The sequence below is a fragment of the Stenotrophomonas sp. OVS01A genome, from assembly GCF_019969775.1.
Lineage (GTDB): Bacteria > Pseudomonadota > Gammaproteobacteria > Xanthomonadales > Xanthomonadaceae > Stenotrophomonas > Stenotrophomonas indicatrix.
Map to the genome: position 1 here is coordinate 259,521 of NZ_JAHXYV010000004.1, position 20,205 is coordinate 279,725.

A 20,205-nucleotide genomic window follows, 5' to 3' on the forward strand; every position below is an offset into this window, starting at 1 on the left:
TCGACGCGGATGATGGCACAGATGCGACGGCGATCACAGGGGGCAGGGAGGAGCCTCCCGCCAGAGAACTGCGAACGGTGTCTCAGATCCTGCCGTCGCGCAGGTAGTCGAACAGCTCCGCGTCGCCTTTCAGCCCGAGCTTGAGCATGGCGTCACCCTTCTGGCGGCTGATGGTGCTGACGCTCTTGTGCAGCTGCAGCGAGATTTCCTTGACCGTCATGCCGGTGCCGAGCAGCCGCAGCACCTCCACTTCGCGCGGCGACAACGGCTTGCCGTCACCCTCGCGCATGCGCCAGCTGCCGGCTTCCTCCACCCGCTCGCGCAGGCTGCGGCTGATGTAGGACTGGCCGCGATAGACCGCCTGGATCGCCTGCGGCAGTTCATCCATCGACGAACTCTTGTCGACCAGGCCGAGCACGCCGCTGTCGAGCACCATGCGCAGGATCGCCAGGTTGTTGGAGACGCTGAGCATGAGCACCGGCAGGTCGGGATGACGGCGGCGGATCATGCCGATCATGGCGAAGCCATCGGCCTGCGGGCTGCCAGGCATCGAGTAGTCGGTGACCAGCAGGTCGCAGGGCTGGGTCGTCAGCAGGGTCATCAGCGCCTGGGCGTTGTCGGCCTCGCCAACGACTCGGCCAACGCCGCTGGATTCGATGACGGCGCGGGTACCGATGCGGACCACGGGGTGATCGTCTGCGATGATGATGCGCAAGGTCATGCTCTAGTATGGCCACCGGCACGCCGGACCGCGACCGTCGCGGTTCCTGGCAGGACTTCCAGGAGATCGTTGCAGATGCGCAGCTGGGCGGCTCGTGGACTGATCCTGTTGACGACCCTGCTGGCGCTGCCGGCGCTGGCCCAGCCTGCGTCCACGCCGGGCCCGTTGCCGCTCAGCCCCCTGCAGCGCGAGTACCTGGCCGCACATCCTGTTGTCGTTGTTGGACAGTATGACAGTGGCTGGCCTCCTTTTGAGTCGATCCAGGACGGGAAGCAGGTGGGCCTCGGCCCGGACTACCTGACGCTTTCGGCCCGGCAGCTTGGCCTGAAGGTGGAGACGCGCCGTTTTGCGGACTGGCCCTCCGTGCTGGATGCGGCATGTCGCGGCGAAATCGACGTGGTGATGAACATCGCGCTCAGCGCCGAGCGTACCCGTTGCATGGTCTATACCGCCGCCTATGCCGAAGCACCGCTGGCCATGGTCGGACGTCCTCAGGACCTGCGTGCTTCGGAGGCACCTGATCTGGATGGCCTGCGCGTTGTGGTCGAGCAGGACTTCATGACCGGACCGCAGGTGCGTGCGCGGTTCCCAAGGGCACGACAACTTGTCGCAGACAACACGCTGACGGCCTTGCGTATGGTCAGAGACGACAAAGCCGACATTTTCATCGGCAATGCCTACGTGGCGACGGAACTGATCGCCGCCAACGGGTTGAAGGGTGTGGCGTTGCTGCGGCCCAGCGATCTGCCCCCGGAGCAGTTGCATTTCGGTGTGCCCAACAGCAAACAGCCGTTGTCCGAAGCACTGGACCTGGCGCTTGCCGCCGTCAGCGAAGCGCAGCGTGACGCCCTCGCGCAGCGCTGGCTGCCACCGCCGCAGTGGTCGGCGTCGGCGCAGCTGGCATTGAGCCAGGCCGAGAAACGCGTGCTGCAGCAACCCTTGAAGATCGGCTTTGCGCCCAACGCCGCGCCGCTGTCGTTTGCCGACAGGACTGGCAAGCCCAGTGGCCTGACCAACGAATACCTGCAGCGCCTGCTGCAGGCCGGCGCCAACCTGCAGGTTGAAAACAGCCATGACTGGTATGAGGTGCGCGAGAAGGCGCGTCGCGGAGAACTGCAGGCGGTGATCGGCATTCCTGCCGATTCGAACTATCTCGGGCCGGAATGGGTGTTCAGCCAGCCCTTCATCACCGTTCCCAATGTGATTGTCACCCGCACTGACAGTCCGTCGATGCTGGGTTTGTCGGACCTGGACGGCAAGCGCGTGCTGTTGTCCGATCCCGAGCGCATCCGTGGCTACGTGCAGCATCAGGCACCGTCGGTGAAGATCGTCGCCGCGCGCAGCGCCGAGCAGGCCCTGCAACGCCTGGCAGATGGCGAGGCCGATGCCTACGTGGGCAACCTGGCGCTGGTCGACCAGCTGCTGCGCAACCGCTTCCCGGGGCGCCTGCAACTGGCCGCGCCAGCCGGGTTCAACGACCAGCTGGCGCTGGCGGTGGAGCGTCGCCATGCGGCATTGGCCACCACCTTCGACCGCCTGCTGCTGCAGATGGGGCCGCGCCGGCGCGAGGCCCTGCGCGGCGATTGGTTGTCGGTGGAATACCGCGATGGAGTGGACTGGCGCACCCTGCTGCGCTGGGGCCTTCCCCTGCTGCTGGTGCTGACCACTGCTGTGGCAATGCATGGGCTGGGGCACTGGCGGTTGCGCCGCGAAGTGGCTGGCCGTCGCGAGCTGGAGCAGCGCCTGGCCGAGGTGACCGACAACCTGCCTGCCATCGTCTACCAGGCCCGCCGCGAAGCGGACGGCACCCTGAGCTTCCCCTTCATTGCCGGCGATGTGCAGTCGATGTTCGGCATCAGCCGGCAGCAGGCGGAGTCGGACGGGCAGGCGCTGCTGGCATGCATCGATGCCGACGACCGCGAAAAGGTGCTGCGTGCGATGGAACGGGCGGCGCGCAATTTCGCCCCGCTGTCCTTCGAGTTCCGTATCCACCGCGACGGAAGCGCGCCCTGCTGGGTGCGCAGCCAGGCGCACCCGTATTCAACCGAAGCAGGCGCAGTAACCTGGAGTGGTTACTGGGTGGACGTGAGCCAGGCGCGCGCGCAGGCCGACGCGCTGGCCGCGGCGATGGTCGAAGCCGAGCAGGCTGCAGCAGCGAAATCGCGCTTCCTGGCCACCATGAGCCATGAAATCCGCACACCGATGAGCGGTGTGCTGGGCATGCTGGAAGTGCTGGCGCATTCGCCGCTGGACGCCGAACAGCAACGCATCCTCGGCGTGATCGAAGACTCGGCGCAGATGCTGCGGCAGATCCTGGACGACATCCTCGACTATTCGCGGATGGAAGCGGGTGCGCTGCGCCTGGAGCCGGTGCCGCTGCCGGTGCGGCCACTGCTGGAGGGGGTGCATCGACTGTTGTTGCCGCAGGCCACGGCGCGTGGCCTGGACCTGCAGCTGGACATCGACGAACAGCTGGCACAGGCCCATGAGGTGGACGGCGTGCGCCTGCGCCAGATCGTGTTCAACCTGCTCAGCAATGCCATCAAGTTCACCGTGAAGGGCTCGGTGCGGCTGCAGCTGGAAGTGTTGGGGCCTACTGCCGAGGATGGCAGCCAGCCGCTGCGCCTGAGCGTCACCGACACCGGCATCGGCATCGCGCCGGAGCAGCTGCCGACCCTGTTCGAACCCTTCACCCAGGCCGGTGCGTACATCCAGCGCGACCATGGGGGCACCGGGCTGGGCCTGAGCATCTGCCGGCGCCTGGTGCAGAAGATGGACGGCGAACTGAAGCTGGAAAGCACGCTGGGCGAAGGAACGCGGGTTGACGTGCTGCTGTCGCTGGTGGAAGCGCGCAGCGAGGATGTGATCGCGCTGCAGGCCGAGCACCAGCAGATCGCCCTGCTGCCGCCAGATCTGCGCCAGGCACGGGTGATGATCATCGAAGACCATCCCACCAACCAGGCGATGATGGCCTGGCGCCTGCAGCAGCTGGGCGTGCCGCATGTGCTGGTTGATGACGGGCAGCAGGCACTGGACCGGCTGGCGGAGGAATCCTTCGATCTGGTCATCACCGACTGCCGCATGCCGGTGCTGGATGGATTTGGTTTCACCCGCCTGCTGCGCGAGCGCGAGGGGCGCAACGGCCAGCCGCGCATGCCGGTGCTGGCGCTGACCGCCAGCGTGCTTGACGATGACGCACGCCGCTGCCGCGAAGCCGGCATGGACGACGTGCTGGCCAAGCCGTTGTCGCTGGCGACGCTGCGGCAGGCACTGCTGCGCTGGTTGCCGCGCGCCGAGGGTGCTGAAGATGACCAGGCCGCGGTGGACAGCGACGATGAGCCCGAGGGCGACGAGGGGCTACCCGACCTGGCGACCCTGCAACGGCGCTTCGGTTCGCGCGAGATCGCCCGGCAGCTGCACGACAGCCTGGTCAAGGCCAGCAACGAGGACATCGCGGCCCTGCAGCGCGCGCTGCACGAAGGCGACCGGGTGACGGCCGCGCTGCACCTGCATCGGCAGGCCGGTGCGCTGGGGGCGGTGGGTGCACGCGGCCTGGCCGATCGCGCCAACGCGCTGGTGGAACGGTTGCAGGCCGCGGGCGATGCAGAGGTCGCATCGGCGGTTGCCGACGCCGGGCAGTTCGTGGCGCATCTGCAGCACCAGCTGCAGCGCCTGGCTCACTGAGCCGCGTGCTCCTGCAGGTAAGCGATCACCAGCGCGCGACGCTCGGCGCTCGGGAAGGCGTTGTACATGCGCGTGCCGGGTACCAGATGGGTGGGCGACTGCAGGAAGGTGTCCAGGGTCTGCGCACTCCACACGAAGTCGGCGCGGCGCATGCCCTGCGAGTATCCGTAGTCGGGCAGGCTGCCCGCACGACGGCCGATCACCCCATGCAGGTTGGGACCGAAGCGGTGGATGCCGCCGGCATTGACGGTATGGCAGCCCGCGCACAGTTCGAACGCGCGCTGCATCGCCTGCTGGCGCGCTTGTTCGGGCGTGCTGGGCGCAGCGGGCGGGCGCTGGCACGCACTGGCGACCAGGATCGTGGCAACAGCGGGAAGCAGACGAAGGGCACGCATGGGCGAGCAGGATAACGGGCGCACGCGCCGTGGGGCTGCGACCGGCCGTCGCAGCCCCATCGCCGGTCACATGCCGGAGTAGTTCGGTCCGCCGCCGCCCTGCGGGGTCACCCAGACGATGTTCTGGGTCGGATCCTTGATGTCGCAGGTCTTGCAGTGCACGCAGTTCTGCGCGTTGATCTGCAGCCGCGCATCGTTGCCGTCGCCGACGAACTCGTACACGCCCGCCGGGCAGTAGCGCGCTTCCGGACCGGCGTACTCGGCCAGGTTCACCTTCACCGGGATGCTCGCATCCTTCAGCGTCAGGTGGCTGGGCTGGTTCTCGTCGTGGTTGGTGCTGCTGAGGAACACCGAGCTGAGGCGGTCGAAGGTCAGCACGCCATCGGGCTTGGGATAGGCAATGCGCGTGTGCTTGGATGCCGGCTCCAGGCAGGCGTGGTCCGGGATGCTGTGGCGCAGGGTCCACGGCGGGTTGCGCACGCCCAGCTTCGGCAGCAGCCACTGCTCGATGCCGGTCATCAGCGTGGCCACGGTCTGGCCCTTCTTGAACCACTGCTTGAAGTTCTTGGACAGCTTCAGTTCGTCGTGCAGCCAGCTGGTTTCAAAGGCGGCCGGGTAGGCGCTGAGCTCATCGTGCTGGCGATCGGCCACCAGCGCGTCGAAGGCGGCATCGGCGCACAGCATGCCGGTCTTGATCGCGGCGTGGCTGCCCTTGATGCGGCTGACGTTGAGGTAGCCGGCTTCGCAGCCAACCAGCGCGCCGCCCGGGAACACGGTCTTGGGCAGCGACATCAGGCCGCCCGCAGTGATCGCACGCGCGCCGTAGCCGATGCGGGTGCCGCCTTCCAGATGCTTGCGGATCGACGGATGGGTCTTGAAGCGCTGGAATTCCTCGAACGGGCTCAGCCAGGGGTTCTTGTAGTCCAGGCCGACCACGTAGCCGATGGCGACCTTGCCGCCGTCGGCGTGGTACAGGAAGGCACCGCCGTAGGTGTCGGTATCCAGCGGCCAGCCGGCTGCGTGCACCACCAGGCCCGGCTCATGCTTGGCCGGGTCGATCTGCCACAGTTCCTTGATGCCGATGCCGTAGGCCTGCGGATCCTTGCCTTCGTCCAGCTTGAAACGGCTGATCAGCTGGCGGCCGAGGTGGCCGCGCGCGCCTTCGGCGAACACCGTGTACTTCGCATGCAGGGCCATGCCGCGTTCGAAGGCCGGACCGATCGTGCCGTCCTTTTCGATGCCCATGTCGCCGGTAGCCACGCCGATCACCGCGCCGTCATCGCCGTACAGCACTTCGGCGGCGGCGAAGCCGGGGAAGATCGCCACTTCCAGCGCCTCGGCCTGCTGCGCCAGCCAGCGGGTGACCTCGCCCAGGCTGATGATGTAGTTGCCTTCGTTGTGGAAGCACTCGGGCAGCAGCGCGTGCGGGGTGGTGCGCGCGCCGGTCTCGCTGAGGAACAGGAACTCGTCGCGGGTGACCTTCTGCTTCAGCGGTGCGCCGCGCTCGGCCCAGTCCGGGAACAGTTCGGTCAGCGCGCGCGGGTCCATCACCGCGCCGGACAGCACGTGCGCGCCGGGTTCGGAGCCCTTTTCCAGCACGCATACCGACAGTTCGCGGCCGGCGTCGATCGCACGTTGGCGCAGGCGGATCGCGGTGGCCAGGCCGGCCGGGCCGGCACCGACGACGACCACGTCGAATTCCATGACTTCACGCGGGGGCAGGGCGTTGGCTTCAGCACTCATCGATTGCATGACTCGTGGGTAGTGCCGGCATCGGGGCCACCGGCGGTTGCCTGGGAATCGCGCGTGCAGCCACGGGCGAAACGGTTGTTTGAATGTGTCAGGGTACCGGGACGGGCGTGATCGAGCTAGATCGCCGATGTTCACATCGCAATTGCTGCAATGCAGCGTAACGCGCGTGGTCTGGCAGGTGCCAACCTTGGTGGACGTGAGCGGAAACACCAGCGCCGACCAGGGTCGGCCTCTACCCGCACACCAACTCCGCCCGGATGGCCGACAATGGCGGCAGTCCCGACTGCGTGTGAGTGCCATGGCTTTGGATCCGTACGACCTGTTCGATGTCCGTTCCCTGCTCAGCGAGGAAGAGCGCGCGGTACAGGAGAGCGTGGCCCGCTTCACCAACGAGCGCGTGCTGCCGATCATCGGTGATGCCTTCGACCAGGCACGGTTCCCGTCGGAACTGGTGCCGGAGATCGCCGCGCTTGGGCTGCTCGGCGCCACGCTGCCGGCCGAGTACGGCGGCGGCGACATGGGGGCGGTGAGTTACGGGCTGATCTGCCAGGAGCTGGAGCGCGGCGATTCGGGCCTGCGCAGCTTCGTGTCGGTGCAGAGCTCGCTGTGCATGTACCCGATCTTTGCTTACGGCAGCGAAGAACAGCGCCGGCAATGGTTGCCGGCGATGGCCCGCGGCGAATTGATCGGCTGTTTCGGCCTGACCGAGGCACATGGCGGTTCCGACCCGGCCAGCATGAAGACCCGCGCGGTGCGCGATGGCAGCGACTGGCGCATCAACGGCAGCAAGATGTGGATCACCAGCGGGCCGGTGGCCGACCTGGCCATCGTCTGGGCACAGACCGAGGACGGCATCCAGGGCTTCGTGCTGGAGAAGGGCATGCCCGGCTTCACCACGCAGGAGATCAAGCACAAGATGAGCTTGCGCGCGTCGCTGACCGGCGCGCTGTTCTTCGACGACGTACGCGTGCCCGACAGCCACCGCCTGCCGAACGTTAAGGGGCTGAAGGGGCCGCTGGGCTGCCTGACCCAGGCGCGTTTCGGCATCAGCTGGGGCCCGATCGGCTCGGCCATCGCCTGCCTGGATGAAGCGCTGGGGTATGCCAAGGAGCGCGTGCTGTTCGGCCGTCCGCTGGCCGCCACGCAGAGCGCGCAGATCAAGCTGGCCGACATGGCCCGGCGCATCACCATGGCGCAGCTGCTGGCGTTGCAGCTCGGCCGACTGAAGGAAGCCGGGCAGGTGCAACCGCAGCAGGTCAGCCTGGCCAAGTGGAACAACTGCCGCATGGCGATCGACATCGCCCGCGAATGCCGCGACCTGCTGGGCGGCGCCGGCATCACCACCGAGCACGTGGCGATCCGCCATGCGCTGAACCTGGAATCGGTGATCACCTATGAAGGCACCGAGACCGTGCACCAGCTGGTGATCGGCCGCGAGCTGACCGGCATCAACGCGTTCTGAGCGGGGTGGGGAACAGCCATCCACGCATGGCGTGGATCTACCTGGATGGCGGTAGTCGCCAACCTTGGTTGGCGCTCCCGTGCCGACCAGGGTCGGCATCTACCAGACGATCATCCACGCATGGCGTGGATCTACTGACCGCCGGCAAACCCATGCTGGCGCCACGCCTCGTACATCACCACCGCAACGGTGTTGGACAGGTTGAGGCTGCGGTTGTCCGGCCGCATCGGCAGGCGCAGCCGGCGACCATCGGGCAGGGCATCAAGCACGTCCTGCGGCAGGCCACGACTTTCCGGGCCGAACAGGAAGGCATCACCGTCGTCGAACGCCACGCTGTCATAGCGGACGCTGGCACGCGTACTCAGGGCGAACAACCGCTTCGGTGCGATCCGCGCCAGCGCAGTGTCCAGGTCCGGATGCACCTGCAGGCGCGAGTACTCGTGGTAGTCCAGGCCGGCGCGCTTGAGCTGCTTGTCTTCCAGTGCGAAGCCGAGCGGCTCGACCAGGTGCAGCTGCGCGCCGGTGTTGGCGCAGAGCCGGATCACATTGCCGGTGTTGGGCGGGATTTCCGGTTGGAACAGGATCACGTGGAACTGGGGCGCGGCATTCATCGGCGCAGTGTACCTGCGACGGCGGCCGCCTTTACGACGCACGCCCCGCGCGGGGCAGGGCGGACGTCGCTTACGGGCGCAGCAGGACCTGGGCGGTTTCGGCAGCGAAGGCCTGCAGCTGGGCGGCGCTCGGACGCACCTGCAGGGCCGGCAGGTTGACGATCACCTGGTTGGCGACGCTGGTGGCGGCCGCTGCCAGGGTGGCGGCGTAGCGCTGGGCTTCCTGCTCGGCAGCCAGGGCGACACGCTGTTCCAGGCTCGGGCGCACTTCAACCGAGGCCAGGGTGGTGATCGGCAGCGCGGCGGCGACCGGACTGGCGATGAAGCCGTCGCGCTCGGCCAGCTGGTCGACGCTGGGGCGCACTTCGACAGTGGCCAGGGTCGGGATGCCGCTGGCCTGTTCCCAGGCCTGCTGGACCAGCTGGTCGGCGGCCGGGCGGACCTGCACGGTGGACAGGGTCTTGATGGATTCGGAGGCCTGCACCGACGAAACAACCGCGGTGCCGGCGATCAGGGCGATGGCGATGGCAATGGTCTTGGCGTTCATGACGGGGCCTGTTTAGTGTTGGTGAGCAGTGGTGTGGTAGTAAGGTAGAACACCAGTTCTGGGGATGCAAGCGGAATTTTCGATTTCCTGCTTTTGTTCAGTCTTCAGTCAGCTTTCGTCTGAAGCCCTTTCTGGCGCAGGAAGTACAAAGCAATCCCCGTGCCAACTTTTAGTCGTTGATTCATAAGGTTTTTATGGCTCGCCGAAAGTGTCCGCAGGGCGGACACCTGTCCATTCGGGGGGCTGCGGACACTGTCCGGACGTGAATCACCGCCGTTCGTGACCCGGGAACGGCCAATCACAAAGGCCGAGGGGGCCGATCACCCCCAGTGACTGGTGGCCGATACCGGTGGCCGCACGCCCGCGCTAGGATCGGGATTCACCTTCGTGACCAAGGACCCGGATATGTCGCTCACCCTGCGCCCGCGCGCCGCGCTGCTCGCTGTTGCCCTCAGTACTGCCCTCGGCACGCTCGCGCCGACCTACGCGCTGGCGGCCAAGCCGGCCGCGACCAGCAAGGTCGATATCCCGTTCGAGCAGTTCACCCTGCCCAACGGCCTGCGCGTGGTGGTGCATACCGATCGCAAGGCACCGATCGTTGCGGTCAATATCTGGTACCACGTCGGCAGCAAGGACGAGCCCGCCGGTCGCACCGGCTTCGCGCATCTGTTTGAACACCTGATGTTCCAGAGCAGCGAGAACCACGACGGCGAGTACTTCGAACCCTTCAAGCAGGTGGGTGCGACCGGCCAGAACGGCACCACCAATACCGACCGCACCAACTATTTCGAGAACGTGCCGACCACCGCGCTGGACATGGCGCTGTGGATGGAATCGGACCGCATGGGCCATCTGGTTGGCGCGATCGACCAGGCTGCGCTCGACGAACAGCGTGGCGTGGTGCAGAACGAGAAGCGCCAGGGCGAGAACCAGCCCTATGGCCAGGTGTGGGAACAGCTCAACCGCGCGCTGTATCCGGTGGGCCACCCGTACCACCACAGCGTGATCGGCTCGATGAATGATCTCAACGCCGCCTCGCTGGACGACGTCAAGACCTGGTTCCGCACCTGGTACGGCCCGAACAACGCGGTACTGGTGCTGGCCGGTGACATCGACCTGGCCACCGCCAAGGAAAAGGCCGCCAAGTACTTCGGCAGCATCCCGGCCGGCCCGACCATGGCGCAGCCGAAGGTGGACGTGGCCAAGCGGCCGGCCGACACCCGCGAGGTGATGACCGACAAGGTGCCGCAGGCACGCATCTACCGCGCCTGGAACGTGGCGCAGGTCGGCACCACCGACGTCGACCAGCTGCAGCTGCTGGCCTATGTGCTCGGCGGCGCCAAGTCTTCGCGCCTGAGCCAGCGCCTGCAGCACCAGGACAAGCTGGTGGACAACATCAGCGCCGGCGCCTATGCCTCGCAGCTCGGTTCCAATTTCATGGTGATGGCGACGGTGAAGCAGGGCCAGGATCCGGCCAAGGTCGAAAAGATCATCGATGAGGAAATCGAGCGCCTGCTCAAGGATGGCCCGACCGCCGAAGAACTGGCACGCGCCAAGACCGGCTCGCGCGCGGCGTTCATCCGCGGCATCGAGCGCATCGGCGGCTTCGGTGGCAAGGCCGATGCGCTGGCCGAGTGCACGGTCTACACCGGCGACCCGGGCTGCTTCCGCACCTCGCTGGCCAACATCGACAAGGCCACCGCTGCCGACCTCAAGCGCCTGGGCGCGCAGTGGCTGGACAAGGGCAGCCACACCCTGGTGGTCGAGCCGGGTGAACGCGTGGCGCTGAAGGAAGACCCCTCGCAGGCGCCGAAGCCGTTCAACGTGCCGGCAGTCGACAGCAGGTACAGCACCCTGCCCGAGCAGGTGGAGCGCAAGGCCGGCGTGCCGCAGACCCGCGAGTTCCCGCAGCTGAAGTTCCCGGCCCTGCAGCGCGCCACGCTGAAGAACGGCACCCAGGTGGTGCTGGCCGAGCGCCACGAGATTCCGGTGGTGCAGTTCAGCTACCAGTTCCCGGGTGGCTTCACCGCCGACCAGGGCCGCAAGCCGGGCACCGCCAACTTCACCATGAGCCTGATGACCGAAGGCGCCGGCAAGCTCGGCTCGCTGGCCTTCGCCGATGCAGCCGATGCGCTGGGTGCGGATCTCGATGCGTCCGCAGGCCTGGATTCGGTGGATGTGGAACTGTCCGCGCTGAAGGAGAACCTGGTGCCGTCGCTGGCGCTGTATGCCAGCCTGCTGCGCGAGCCGCGCTTCGAGCAGAGCGAGATCGACCGGGTCAAGGCGACCTGGATCGCCGGCATCCAGCAGGAGAAGGTCAACCCGGGTGCGGTAGCGATGCGCGTGCTGCCGCCGCTGCTGTACGGCAAGGGCCACCCGTACGCGATCCCGTTCACCGGCAGCGGTGACGAAGCGGCGATCAGCAGCCTGGGCCGCGAGGACCTGGTCGACTTCCACCGCGACTGGCTGCGTCCGCAGGACGGCACCCTGATCGTGGTTGGCGATACCACCCTGGCCGAGATCGTGCCGCTGCTGGACAAGCAGCTGGGCGACTGGAAGGCCACCGGTGATGCGCCGACGATCAAGGCCACCACCGCCGTGGCGCTGCCGAAGAGCCCGCGCGTGTTCCTGATCGACCAGCCGGGCGCGGTGCAGGCCAACCTGTTCGCCGGCCAGGTCGTGCCGCCGTCCAGCGATGCCAGCTCGACCCGCTTCGACATCGCCAACGGCGTGATCGGTGGTGACTTCACTTCGCGCCTGAACATGAACCTGCGCGAGGACAAGCACTGGTCCTACGGTGCCCGCACCAGCGCCAGCAACACCGTGGGCCAGCGCCCGTGGATGGCGATGGCACCGGTGCAGATCGACAAGACCGGCCCGGCCATGGCGGAAATGCGCAAGGAGATCGCCGAGTTCGCCAACGGCAGCAAGCCGGCGACCGACGCGGAAGTGGCGCGCATCCGCAACATCCAGACGCTGAGCCTGCCCGGCGCCTACGAGACCGCCAGCGCGGTGGCCGCGACCATCGGCACGATCGTGCAGTTCAAGCGTCCGGACGACTACGTGCTGCGCCGCAAGGCCGAGATCGAAGCGATGACCCCGGCACAGGTGCAGCAGGCGGCAGCGGAGATCAAGCCGCAGGCGCTGACCTGGGTGGTGGTGGGTGACCTCAAGCAGACCGAAGCGGCCGTGCGCGCCTTGAACCTGGGCGAAGTGACCGTGATCGATGCCGAAGGCAACCCGGTCAAGAAGTAAGGGATGTGCCTGCCCGCTCCGGCGGGCAGGCACCTGCGGGTAGCGCCGGGCCGTGCCCGGCGAGCGCGCAGCGCGGCATCTGGACGCCTTCGAAGAACCGCCGGGCATGGCCCGGCGCTACCGCAGCCTTCTTCGGCTATCCCTGATTCAGACGGTTCAGGCACACTCCTGACATTCCCTTCCAGGATCCTGCCCATGCGCGTTCTGCTGCTGTCGTCCCTGTTGCTCACCGTCACCGCCTGCACCTGGGTGCCGATCGAACCGGCCGGCAAGGCGACCCGCGTGCTGCCGGCAGGCCCGGTACCGGCCGGCTGTATCTCCAAGGGCGAAGTAGTGGTGACCGTGAAGAGCAAGGTCGGCTTCTACAACCGCAACCCGCTGCGCGTGCAGGAAGAGCTGGAAACCCTGGCCCGCAACGAGGCCCCGACCACCGGCGCCAACGCCGTGCAGGCCGCTGCGGCCCTTGCCGATGGCAGCCAGCGCTTTGCCGCCTTCCAGTGCCCGCCGCGCTGAATCCTTCACCATACGGCCAAGGCTGAATTCGTAAAGATGCGGTGAAGGCCCGGGGGGTTATAGAATAGCGCCCCCTTTGCCTGAGCCTTGGCGCTAACCTCGATGCTCTTCAAGAATGTCTCGATTGCCGGCCTGGCTCACGTTGATGCGCCGCACACGCTGACGACCAAGGAAATCAACGAACGCCTGCAGCCGACGCTGGATCGCCTTGGTATCCGTACCGACGTCCTCGGCGACATCGCCGGCATCCACGCGCGCCGCCTGTGGGACAACGGCGTCCTGGCGTCCGATGCGGCCACCATGGCTGGCCGCAAGGCGCTGGAAGACGCAGGCATCGATGCGACGCAGGTGGGCCTGTTGATCAACACCTCGGTCAGCCGTGACTACCTGGAGCCGTCCACCGCTTCCATCGTGTCCGGCAACCTCGGTGTCAGCGACGAGTGCATGACCTTCGACGTCGCCAATGCCTGCCTGGCCTTCATCAACGGCATGGACATCGCTGCGCGCATGCTTGAGCGCGGTGAGATCGACTATGCGCTGGTGGTCGATGGCGAGACCGCCAACCTGGTGTACGAAAAGACCCTGGAGCGGATGACCGCGCCGGACGTCACCGCTGACGACTTCCGCAACGAGCTGGCGGCGCTGACCACCGGTTCCGGTGCAGCCGCGATGGTGATGGCCCGTTCGGAGCTGGTGCCCGACGCGCCGCGCTACAAGGGTGGCGTGACCCGCTCGGCCACCGAGTGGAACCAGCTGTGCCTGGGCAACCTGGACCGCATGGTCACCGACACCCGCATGCTGCTGATCGAGGGCATCAAGCTGGCCCAGAAGACCTTCACCGCCGCCAAGATCGCACTGGGCTGGGCCGTGGAAGAGCTGGACCAGTTCGTCATCCACCAGGTCAGCCAGCCGCACACCGCGGCGTTCATCAAGAATTTCGGCATCGACCCGAAGAAGGTAATGACCATCTTCGGCGAGCACGGCAACATCGGTCCGGCCTCGGTGCCGATCGTGCTGAGCAAGCTCAAGCAGCTGGGCAAGCTGAAGAAGGGCGACCGCATCGCGCTTCTGGGCATCGGCTCGGGCCTGAACTGTTCGATGGCTGAAGTGGTCTGGTAAAAAAGTCACCGCTGACCTGCTGCGCGCCGTCCGCACCTGCCAGCCAATCGCTCGCGACGGACAGCGATGATGTTTCCAAGTGTCCAAGGGCTGGTTCTACCGGCCCTTTCTACAGGTGCGATCCGATGTCCCAGCATCCCGGTTACCCCACCCACCCGCAGCGTTTCGAGGTCCGCCCCGGCCTGTCGATGAACTATCTCGACGAAGGCCCGCGCGATGGCGAAGTGGTGGTGATGGTGCACGGCAACCCGTCGTGGAGCTATTACTGGCGCACGCTGGTGGCCGGCCTGTCGGACAGGTACCGCTGCATCGTGCCGGACCATATCGGCATGGGCCTGTCGGACAAGCCTGACGACAGCCGCTACGAGTACACGCTGCAGTCGCGGGTGGATGATCTGGATGCGCTGCTGAAGCATCTGGGCATCACCGGCCCGGTGACGCTGGCCGTGCACGACTGGGGCGGCATGATCGGTTTCGGCTGGGCGCTGTCGCACCACGACCAGGTCAAGCGCTTGGTGGTGCTCAACACCGCCGCGTTCCCGATGCCGGCGGCCAAGAAGATGCCGTGGCAGATCGCGCTGGGCCGGCACTGGAAGATCGGCGAGTGGATCATCCGCACCTTCAATGCGTTCTCCTCCGGTGCCTCGTGGCTGGGCGTGGAGCGGAAGATGCCCGCCGATGTGCGCCGCGCCTACGTGTCGCCGTACAACAGCTACGCCAACCGCATCAGCACCATCCGCTTCATGCAGGACATTCCGCTGTCGCCGGCCGACAAGGCGTGGTCACTGCTGGAGCGCGCCGGCAAGGCGCTGCCGTCGTTCGCCGATCGTCCGGCCTTCCTCGGCTGGGGCCTGCGTGATTTCGTGTTCGACCACCACTTCCTGAAGGGCTTCCAGGCGGCGTTGCCGAAGGCGCAGGTGCATGCCTTCGAGGATGCCGGCCACTACGTGCTGGAAGACAAGCATGAAGTGCTGGTGCCGGAGATCCGGGCGTTCCTGGACGCGAACCCGATCTGAAGAGTGTGCCGACCAACGGTCGGCACCCACCGGGAGAGTGAACGGGTGGGTGCCGACCGTTGGTCGGCACGCCTGGGGAAGGGATGGGTGGGTGCCGACCGTTGGTCGGCACGCCCGTCACGCGGCAATCGGCGCCTGTGGCGAGGGGCTGTTGCCGTTGTCGTCCGGGTGGTCGTCGTCGTTGTCCGCGCCGTCACGCCAGCGCCAGTCGGCCAGGGTCAGCGGATCCAGCCCATAGGCGATGCGGGCCTTGTCGCACTGCGGGCTGGCCTTGCCGTACTCCCACGATGCATCCACCTCGCGGCACACGCTGGGGCGGTTGGGGTGGATCGTGCAGCGCGAATAGACGCCGATCTGGGCGTCCAGCGCCACGCAGCGCACCGGCTTGGAATGGGTGCCGCGCATGCACAGGCGGTGCGGGTCGAGCACCTCGGTGAGCTGGTGCGGCACGCCGCCGGGGGTGACCTCGTCCGATTCCATCCAGTGGAAGGCCACGCGGTACTGGGTGCAGCAGGCGCCGCAGGTCATGCAGGGATGTTGCATGGGCAAGCCGCCTCGGGCGGCATCGGGAAAGGGACGAGGATGCGGATTTTCCACGCTGGCGGCCGCCGCGCAAGAAATTCCGTAAGCGGCGACAATGAACGGATGAACCGATCCTGCAACATCGCCGCGCGGCTGCCCGAGCTGGCGCGTGAACGCCCCGACCAGATCGCCATCCGCTGCCCCGGCCGCCGCGGCGCCGGCAACGGCATGGCGGCCTACGACGTAACCCTGGATTACCGCCAGCTGGACGCCCGCAGTGATGCGATGGCGGCCGGCCTGGCCGGTTACGGCATCGGCCGTGGGGTGCGCACCGTGGTGATGGTGCGGCCGTCGCCGGAGTTCTTCCTGTTGATGTTCGCCCTGTTCAAGCTGGGCGCGGTGCCGGTGCTGGTCGATCCGGGCATCGACAAGCGCGCGCTGAAGCAGTGTCTGGACGAGGCACAGCCGCAGGCCTTCATCGGCATCCCGCTGGCCCACGTGGCGCGGCTGGCGCTGCGCTGGGCGCCTTCGGCGACCCGCCTGGTGACCGTCGGCCGCCGCCTGGGCTGGGGCGGTACCACGCTGGCCGCGCTGGAGCGTGCCGGCGCCAACAGTGGCCCGATGCTGGCCGACACCGATGGCGAGGACACGGCGGCGATCCTGTTCACCAGCGGCTCCACCGGTGTGCCCAAGGGCGTGGTCTACCGCCACCGCCACTTCGTCGGCCAGATCGAGCTGCTGGGCAGCGCCTTCGGCATGGAGGCGGGTGGGGTGGACCTGCCGACCTTCCCGCCGTTTGCGCTGTTCGATCCGGCACTGGGCCTGACCTCGGTGATTCCGGACATGGACCCGACCCGGCCGGCCCAGGCCGACCCGGCGCGCCTGCATGACGCCATCCAGCGTTTCGGCGTGACCCAGCTGTTTGGCTCGCCTGCGTTGATGCGGGTGCTGGCGCGGCACGGGCGGCCGTTGCCGACGGTGACCCGGGTGACCTCGGCCGGTGCGCCGGTGCCGCCGGACGTGGTCGCCACCATCCGCAGCCTGCTGCCGGCCGATGCCCAGTTCTGGACACCGTATGGGGCCACCGAGTGCCTGCCGGTGGCGGTGGTCGAGGGGCGCGAGCTGGAGCGTACGCGCGCGGCCACCGAGGGCGGTGCCGGCACCTGCGTCGGCAGCGTGGTCGCACCGAACGAGGTGCGCATCATCGCCATCGACGATGCGCCGCTGCCGGACTGGTCGCAGGCGCGCGTGCTGGCCGTGGGCGAGATCGGTGAGATCACCGTGGCCGGGCCGACCGCCACCGACAGTTATTTCAACCGTCCGCAGGCGACGGCGGCGGCGAAGATCAGCGAAACCCTGGCCGATGGCAGCGTCCGCATCGTGCATCGCATGGGCGATGTCGGCTACTTCGATGCGCAGGGACGGCTGTGGTTCTGTGGCCGCAAGACCCATCGCGTGGAAACCGCCCACGGACCGCTGTACACCGAACAGGTCGAGCCGGTGTTCAACACCGTACCCGGCGTGGCACGCACGGCGCTGGTGGGCGTCGGCGCGGCCGGTGCGCAGGTGCCGGTGCTGTGCGTGGAGCTGCAGCGTGGCCAGTCCGACAGCCCTGCTCTGCGCGAGGCGCTGCATGCCACGGCCGCTGCGCGTCTGCCCGAGATGAAGCTGGAACACGTGCTGATGCATCCGGCGTTCCCCGTCGATATCCGTCACAACGCCAAGATCGGCCGCGAGAAGCTCGCCGTCTGGGCACGCGCCGAACTGGAGAAGCGCGCATGAAGATCCTGGTCACCGGTGGTGGTGGTTTCCTTGGCCAGGCGCTGTGCCGTGGCCTGGTCGAACGTGGCCACCAGGTGCTGGCATTCAACCGCAGCCACTACCCGCAACTGCAGGCGCTGGGCGTGGGCCAGATCCGCGGTGACCTGGCCGATCCGCAGGCGGTGCTGCATGCGGTGGCCGGCGTCGATGCGGTGTTCCACAACGGTGCCAAGGCGGGTGCGTGGGGCAGCTATGACAGCTACCACCAGGCCAACGTGGTCGGCACCGACAACGTCATCGCCGCCTGCCGCGCGCATGGCATCGGCAGGCTGGTCTACACCTCCACGCCCAGCGTGACCCACCGCGCCACGCACCCGGTGGAAGGACTGGGTGCGGACGAAGTGCCGTATGGCGAGGATTTCCAGGCGCCCTACGCGGCGACCAAGGCGATTGCCGAACAGCGCGTGCTGGCGGCCAATGACGCGAGCCTGGCAACCGTGGCGTTGCGTCCGCGGTTGATCTGGGGCCCGGGCGACCAGCAGCTGGTGCCGCGCCTGGCCGATCGTGCACGCGCTGGCCGTTTGCGCCTGGTGGGCGATGGCAACAACAAGGTCGATACCACGTACATCGACAACGCCGCGCTCGCGCATTTTCTCGCCTTCGAGGCGCTGGCACCGGGCGCGGCCTGCGCCGGCAAGGCGTACTTCATTTCCAATGGCGAGCCGCTGCCGATGCGCGAGCTGGTCAACAAGCTGCTGCAGGCGGTGGGCGCTCCAACCGTGGACAAGGCGATCAGCTTCAAGACGGCGTATCGGATCGGCGCGATCTGCGAGCGGCTGTGGCCGCTGCTGCGCCTGCGTGGCGAGCCGCCGCTGACGCGCTTCCTGGCCGAGCAGCTGTGCACGCCGCACTGGTACAGCATGGAGCCAGCGCGCCGTGATTTCGGCTACGTGCCGCAGGTCAGCATCGAAGAAGGGCTGCGACGACTGAAGGCCGCATCATGACGGCGGCATCACCGCGCTGAAGCCTTCATTACGCGCAGAGATCGCCATCACCGGTTGCACACCGGCAGATGCGCAGGATGGACACAACGCCACCCACGGCCGACCACCTGCGAGGAGCACCATGCTGCATTACGCCGTCATCTTCTTTGTCATTGCCATCATCGCCGCCGTGCTCGGTTTCTCCGGCATCGCCGGTGCCGCCAGCAACATCGCCTGGATCCTGTTCGTGGTGTTCCTGGTGCTGGCGGTGATCTCGATGTTCCGCAAGCGCACATGACCGCTTGAGCAGTAGTGCCGGCCGCTGGCCGGCAACCTCGATTACCCGGGGTTGCCGACCGGCGGCCGGCACTGCCGAAGCGCGGTCAGCGCACCGCGCTGTGCAATCGGCGATCGGCGTCGTGCCGTTCCATCGCCAGTTCGATCAGGCGCGTGATCAGCGCCGTGTAGCCCACGCCACTGGCGCCCCACAGCTTCGGATACATGCTGATGCGGGTGAAGCCGGGCAGCGTGTTGACCTCGTTGATGACGATCCGACCATCCGCGGTCAGGAACACATCCACGCGCGCCATGCCGGCGCATTCCAGTACCTGGTACGCCTGAAGCGCGATGTCCTGGATACGCGCCTGCGTCGCCGCGTCGATCGCGGCCGGCACCACCACTTCGGCGCCATCTTCGTTGATGTACTTGGTGTCGTAGGCGTAGAATTCGTCGTGCAGCACCACCTCGCCACAGATGCTGGCCTGCGGCCGCTCGTTGCCGAGCACCGCGCATTCGATCTCGCGGCCGACCACGGCCGATTCCACCAGAACCTTGTGGTCGTAGCGCAGCGCAGTCTGCAATGCCTCGGCGAAACCGTCGGCGTCCTTGACCTTGCTCACGCCCACCGATGAGCCCTGGTTGGCAGGCTTCACGAACAGCGGCAGGCCGAGTGTCGCGATCAGGGCATCGACATCGACCGTATCGGCTTCATGGCGGCGGATGCAGACCCACGGCGCCACCTGCAGGCCGGCATCGCGCAGCAGGCGCTTGGTTACATCCTTGTCCATGGCTACCGCCGAACCCAGTACCGGCGAGCCGACGAAGGGCAGGTTGGCCATGCGCAGCAGGCCCTGCAGCGCACCGTCCTCGCCCAGCGGACCGTGCACGATCGGCAGCACCACATCGATCTGCCCCAGCGCGCTGCCCGCATCGGTCGGCTGCAGCTGAGCCTGCTCGGTGCCGGGCAGAACCGCCAGCGCGGTGCCGGAAGGATGCAGGGCGATGCGCGCCGGATCCTCGGCATTGAGCAGGAAGGTGTCCGGCTGGCTCAGGTGCCACTGGCCCTGCTTGTCGATGCCGATCAGCACCGGTTCGAAGCGCTCGCGGTCGAGCGCGTCGAGAATGTTCTTCGCCGACTGCAGCGAAACTTCGTGTTCGGAAGACCTGCCACCGAAGATGATGCCAACCCGTGTCCGTGCCATGGAAATGCGATGTCCTGTGCGTTGCGTGGTTCCATAGCATGAACCTTCATCGGCCTTCCGCGTGAGGCACAGATGAACCAGAAATCCCTTCGCACGCGTCAATTGCGCATGCCCTGATCTACCGTGTCGACCAAGGTCGACACCTGCTGAGGTTGCCGGCCAGCGGCCGGCACTACCGCAAATGGCTACCGGAAACCTGTCGAAGGCGGGGTGGGTCCGGTTGCGGGGGTGTCCGCGGCATGGATGCCGGACCCACCCCGCCCCCCACAGCAAGCCAGCGTTTGACGTTGACGTTGACGTTGCCGTTGCTCTGGCCGTTGCGTCTGCGGGTGTCGGGCGGCAGCCCGGCCCAAGCCCCCCACCCACGCAGGTAGAATGCGCAC

The 20,205-nt window shown here is 67.2% G+C and carries 16 protein-coding genes; 9 read left to right on the forward strand and 7 right to left on the reverse strand.

Translation table 11 applies throughout. From position 1 onward, the window contains the following. Positions 1 to 82 precede the first annotated feature (82 nt). Complete coding sequence (locus LC407_RS15900) at positions 83 to 721, reverse strand: response regulator transcription factor (RefSeq protein WP_025875871.1); 639 nt, start codon at positions 719 to 721, stop codon at positions 83 to 85. Positions 722 to 796: 75 nt separating this feature from the next. Here LC407_RS15900 and LC407_RS15905 point away from each other — a divergent pair, with 75 nt between their 5' ends. Next, a complete protein-coding gene (locus tag LC407_RS15905; protein WP_223483181.1) occupies positions 797 to 4,405 on the forward strand; it encodes a transporter substrate-binding domain-containing protein in 3,609 nt (1,202 codons plus the stop codon). On the opposite strand, the gene LC407_RS15910 is transcribed toward LC407_RS15905, so the two are convergent. Both LC407_RS15910 and LC407_RS15915 read right to left on the reverse strand, forming a co-directional pair. Then, entirely contained in the window at positions 4,399 to 4,800 is a 402-nt protein-coding gene (locus LC407_RS15910) for a c-type cytochrome (protein ID WP_033832730.1), read from the reverse strand. The genes LC407_RS15905 and LC407_RS15910 overlap by 7 nt on opposite strands. 66 nt (positions 4,801 to 4,866) lie before the next feature. Then, a complete protein-coding gene (locus tag LC407_RS15915; RefSeq protein WP_025875865.1) occupies positions 4,867 to 6,543 on the reverse strand; it encodes an electron transfer flavoprotein-ubiquinone oxidoreductase in 1,677 nt (558 codons plus the stop codon). A 307-nt stretch (positions 6,544 to 6,850) separates the two neighbouring features. Here LC407_RS15915 and LC407_RS15920 point away from each other — a divergent pair, with 307 nt between their 5' ends. Beyond that, positions 6,851 to 8,014, forward strand: a complete 1,164-nt coding sequence (locus LC407_RS15920; RefSeq protein ID WP_025875863.1) for an acyl-CoA dehydrogenase family protein — start codon at positions 6,851 to 6,853, stop codon at positions 8,012 to 8,014. A gap of 131 nt (positions 8,015 to 8,145) precedes the next feature. Here the strand turns inward: LC407_RS15920 and LC407_RS15925 are convergent, their stop codons facing one another. Both LC407_RS15925 and LC407_RS15930 read right to left on the reverse strand, forming a co-directional pair. Further along, on the reverse strand, positions 8,146 to 8,625 hold the full coding sequence (locus tag LC407_RS15925) for a tRNA (cytidine(34)-2'-O)-methyltransferase (protein ID WP_025875861.1): 480 nt from the start codon (positions 8,623 to 8,625) through the stop codon (positions 8,146 to 8,148). A 70-nt stretch (positions 8,626 to 8,695) separates the two neighbouring features. Beyond that, entirely contained in the window at positions 8,696 to 9,172 is a 477-nt protein-coding gene (locus LC407_RS15930; protein ID WP_025875859.1) for a hypothetical protein, read from the reverse strand. A 405-nt stretch (positions 9,173 to 9,577) separates the two neighbouring features. Between LC407_RS15930 and LC407_RS15935 the strand changes: the two genes are divergently transcribed. The 4 genes from LC407_RS15935 (at position 9,578) to LC407_RS15950 (ending at position 15,075) form a co-directional block, all read left to right on the forward strand. Further along, positions 9,578 to 12,427 (forward strand): pitrilysin family protein, encoded by a 2,850-nt coding sequence (locus LC407_RS15935; protein WP_223483182.1) that lies wholly within the window; start codon positions 9,578 to 9,580, stop codon positions 12,425 to 12,427. Between the two features lie 195 nt (positions 12,428 to 12,622). Continuing rightward, positions 12,623 to 12,940 carry a DUF4156 domain-containing protein gene (locus tag LC407_RS15940; protein WP_223483183.1) on the forward strand — a complete coding sequence of 106 codons (318 nt, stop codon included), beginning with the start codon at positions 12,623 to 12,625 and terminating at the stop codon, positions 12,938 to 12,940. A 102-nt stretch (positions 12,941 to 13,042) separates the two neighbouring features. Further along, complete coding sequence (locus LC407_RS15945; RefSeq protein WP_025875853.1) at positions 13,043 to 14,059, forward strand: 3-oxoacyl-ACP synthase III; 1,017 nt, start codon at positions 13,043 to 13,045, stop codon at positions 14,057 to 14,059. A 125-nt stretch (positions 14,060 to 14,184) separates the two neighbouring features. Continuing rightward, on the forward strand, positions 14,185 to 15,075 hold the full coding sequence (locus LC407_RS15950; RefSeq protein WP_223483184.1) for an alpha/beta fold hydrolase: 891 nt from the start codon (positions 14,185 to 14,187) through the stop codon (positions 15,073 to 15,075). Between the two features lie 117 nt (positions 15,076 to 15,192). Here LC407_RS15950 and LC407_RS15955 read toward each other — a convergent pair whose 3' ends face one another. Continuing rightward, positions 15,193 to 15,618, reverse strand: coding sequence for a YkgJ family cysteine cluster protein (locus tag LC407_RS15955; RefSeq protein WP_025875849.1), 426 nt, complete (start codon positions 15,616 to 15,618; stop codon positions 15,193 to 15,195). A 102-nt stretch (positions 15,619 to 15,720) separates the two neighbouring features. Here LC407_RS15955 and oleC point away from each other — a divergent pair, with 102 nt between their 5' ends. The 3 genes from oleC (at position 15,721) to LC407_RS15970 (ending at position 18,639) form a co-directional block, all read left to right on the forward strand. Then, positions 15,721 to 17,379 carry an olefin beta-lactone synthetase gene (gene oleC, locus LC407_RS15960; RefSeq protein WP_080150330.1) on the forward strand — a complete coding sequence of 553 codons (1,659 nt, stop codon included), beginning with the start codon at positions 15,721 to 15,723 and terminating at the stop codon, positions 17,377 to 17,379. Further along, positions 17,376 to 18,362 carry a 2-alkyl-3-oxoalkanoate reductase gene (gene oleD, locus LC407_RS15965; protein ID WP_088100785.1) on the forward strand — a complete coding sequence of 329 codons (987 nt, stop codon included), beginning with the start codon at positions 17,376 to 17,378 and terminating at the stop codon, positions 18,360 to 18,362. The genes oleC and oleD overlap by 4 nt, the downstream gene beginning before the upstream one ends. A 121-nt stretch (positions 18,363 to 18,483) precedes the next feature. Then, positions 18,484 to 18,639 (forward strand): DUF1328 domain-containing protein, encoded by a 156-nt coding sequence (locus LC407_RS15970; RefSeq protein WP_025875842.1) that lies wholly within the window; start codon positions 18,484 to 18,486, stop codon positions 18,637 to 18,639. Positions 18,640 to 18,724: 85 nt separating this feature from the next. Here the strand turns inward: LC407_RS15970 and ddlA are convergent, their stop codons facing one another. Then, positions 18,725 to 19,822 (reverse strand): D-alanine--D-alanine ligase, encoded by a 1,098-nt coding sequence (gene ddlA / locus LC407_RS15975; protein ID WP_140227922.1) that lies wholly within the window; start codon positions 19,820 to 19,822, stop codon positions 18,725 to 18,727. Positions 19,823 to 20,205: the final 383 nt, after the last annotated feature.

What these genes read in the sequence shown, in the direction of transcription:
- LC407_RS15940 (WP_223483183.1), top strand. Translation starts at nt 12,623, where the DNA reads ATGCGCGTTCTGCTGCTGTCGTCCCTGTTGCTCACCGTCACCGCCTGC.
- oleD (WP_088100785.1), top strand. Translation starts at nt 17,376, where the DNA reads ATGAAGATCCTGGTCACCGGTGGTGGTGGTTTCCTTGGCCAGGCGCTG.
- LC407_RS15945 (WP_025875853.1), top strand. Translation starts at nt 13,043, where the DNA reads ATGCTCTTCAAGAATGTCTCGATTGCCGGCCTGGCTCACGTTGATGCG.
- LC407_RS15925 (WP_025875861.1), bottom strand. Translation starts at nt 8,625, where the DNA reads ATGAATGCCGCGCCCCAGTTCCACGTGATCCTGTTCCAACCGGAAATC.
- LC407_RS15950 (WP_223483184.1), top strand. Translation starts at nt 14,185, where the DNA reads ATGTCCCAGCATCCCGGTTACCCCACCCACCCGCAGCGTTTCGAGGTC.
- LC407_RS15915 (WP_025875865.1), bottom strand. Translation starts at nt 6,543, where the DNA reads ATGAGTGCTGAAGCCAACGCCCTGCCCCCGCGTGAAGTCATGGAATTC.
- LC407_RS15970 (WP_025875842.1), top strand. Translation starts at nt 18,484, where the DNA reads ATGCTGCATTACGCCGTCATCTTCTTTGTCATTGCCATCATCGCCGCC.
- LC407_RS15900 (WP_025875871.1), bottom strand. Translation starts at nt 721, where the DNA reads ATGACCTTGCGCATCATCATCGCAGACGATCACCCCGTGGTCCGCATC.
- LC407_RS15930 (WP_025875859.1), bottom strand. Translation starts at nt 9,172, where the DNA reads ATGAACGCCAAGACCATTGCCATCGCCATCGCCCTGATCGCCGGCACC.
- LC407_RS15955 (WP_025875849.1), bottom strand. Translation starts at nt 15,618, where the DNA reads ATGCAACATCCCTGCATGACCTGCGGCGCCTGCTGCACCCAGTACCGC.
- ddlA (WP_140227922.1), bottom strand. Translation starts at nt 19,822, where the DNA reads ATGGCACGGACACGGGTTGGCATCATCTTCGGTGGCAGGTCTTCCGAA.
- LC407_RS15905 (WP_223483181.1), top strand. Translation starts at nt 797, where the DNA reads ATGCGCAGCTGGGCGGCTCGTGGACTGATCCTGTTGACGACCCTGCTG.
- LC407_RS15920 (WP_025875863.1), top strand. Translation starts at nt 6,851, where the DNA reads ATGGCTTTGGATCCGTACGACCTGTTCGATGTCCGTTCCCTGCTCAGC.
- oleC (WP_080150330.1), top strand. Translation starts at nt 15,721, where the DNA reads ATGAACCGATCCTGCAACATCGCCGCGCGGCTGCCCGAGCTGGCGCGT.
- LC407_RS15910 (WP_033832730.1), bottom strand. Translation starts at nt 4,800, where the DNA reads ATGCGTGCCCTTCGTCTGCTTCCCGCTGTTGCCACGATCCTGGTCGCC.
- LC407_RS15935 (WP_223483182.1), top strand. Translation starts at nt 9,578, where the DNA reads ATGTCGCTCACCCTGCGCCCGCGCGCCGCGCTGCTCGCTGTTGCCCTC.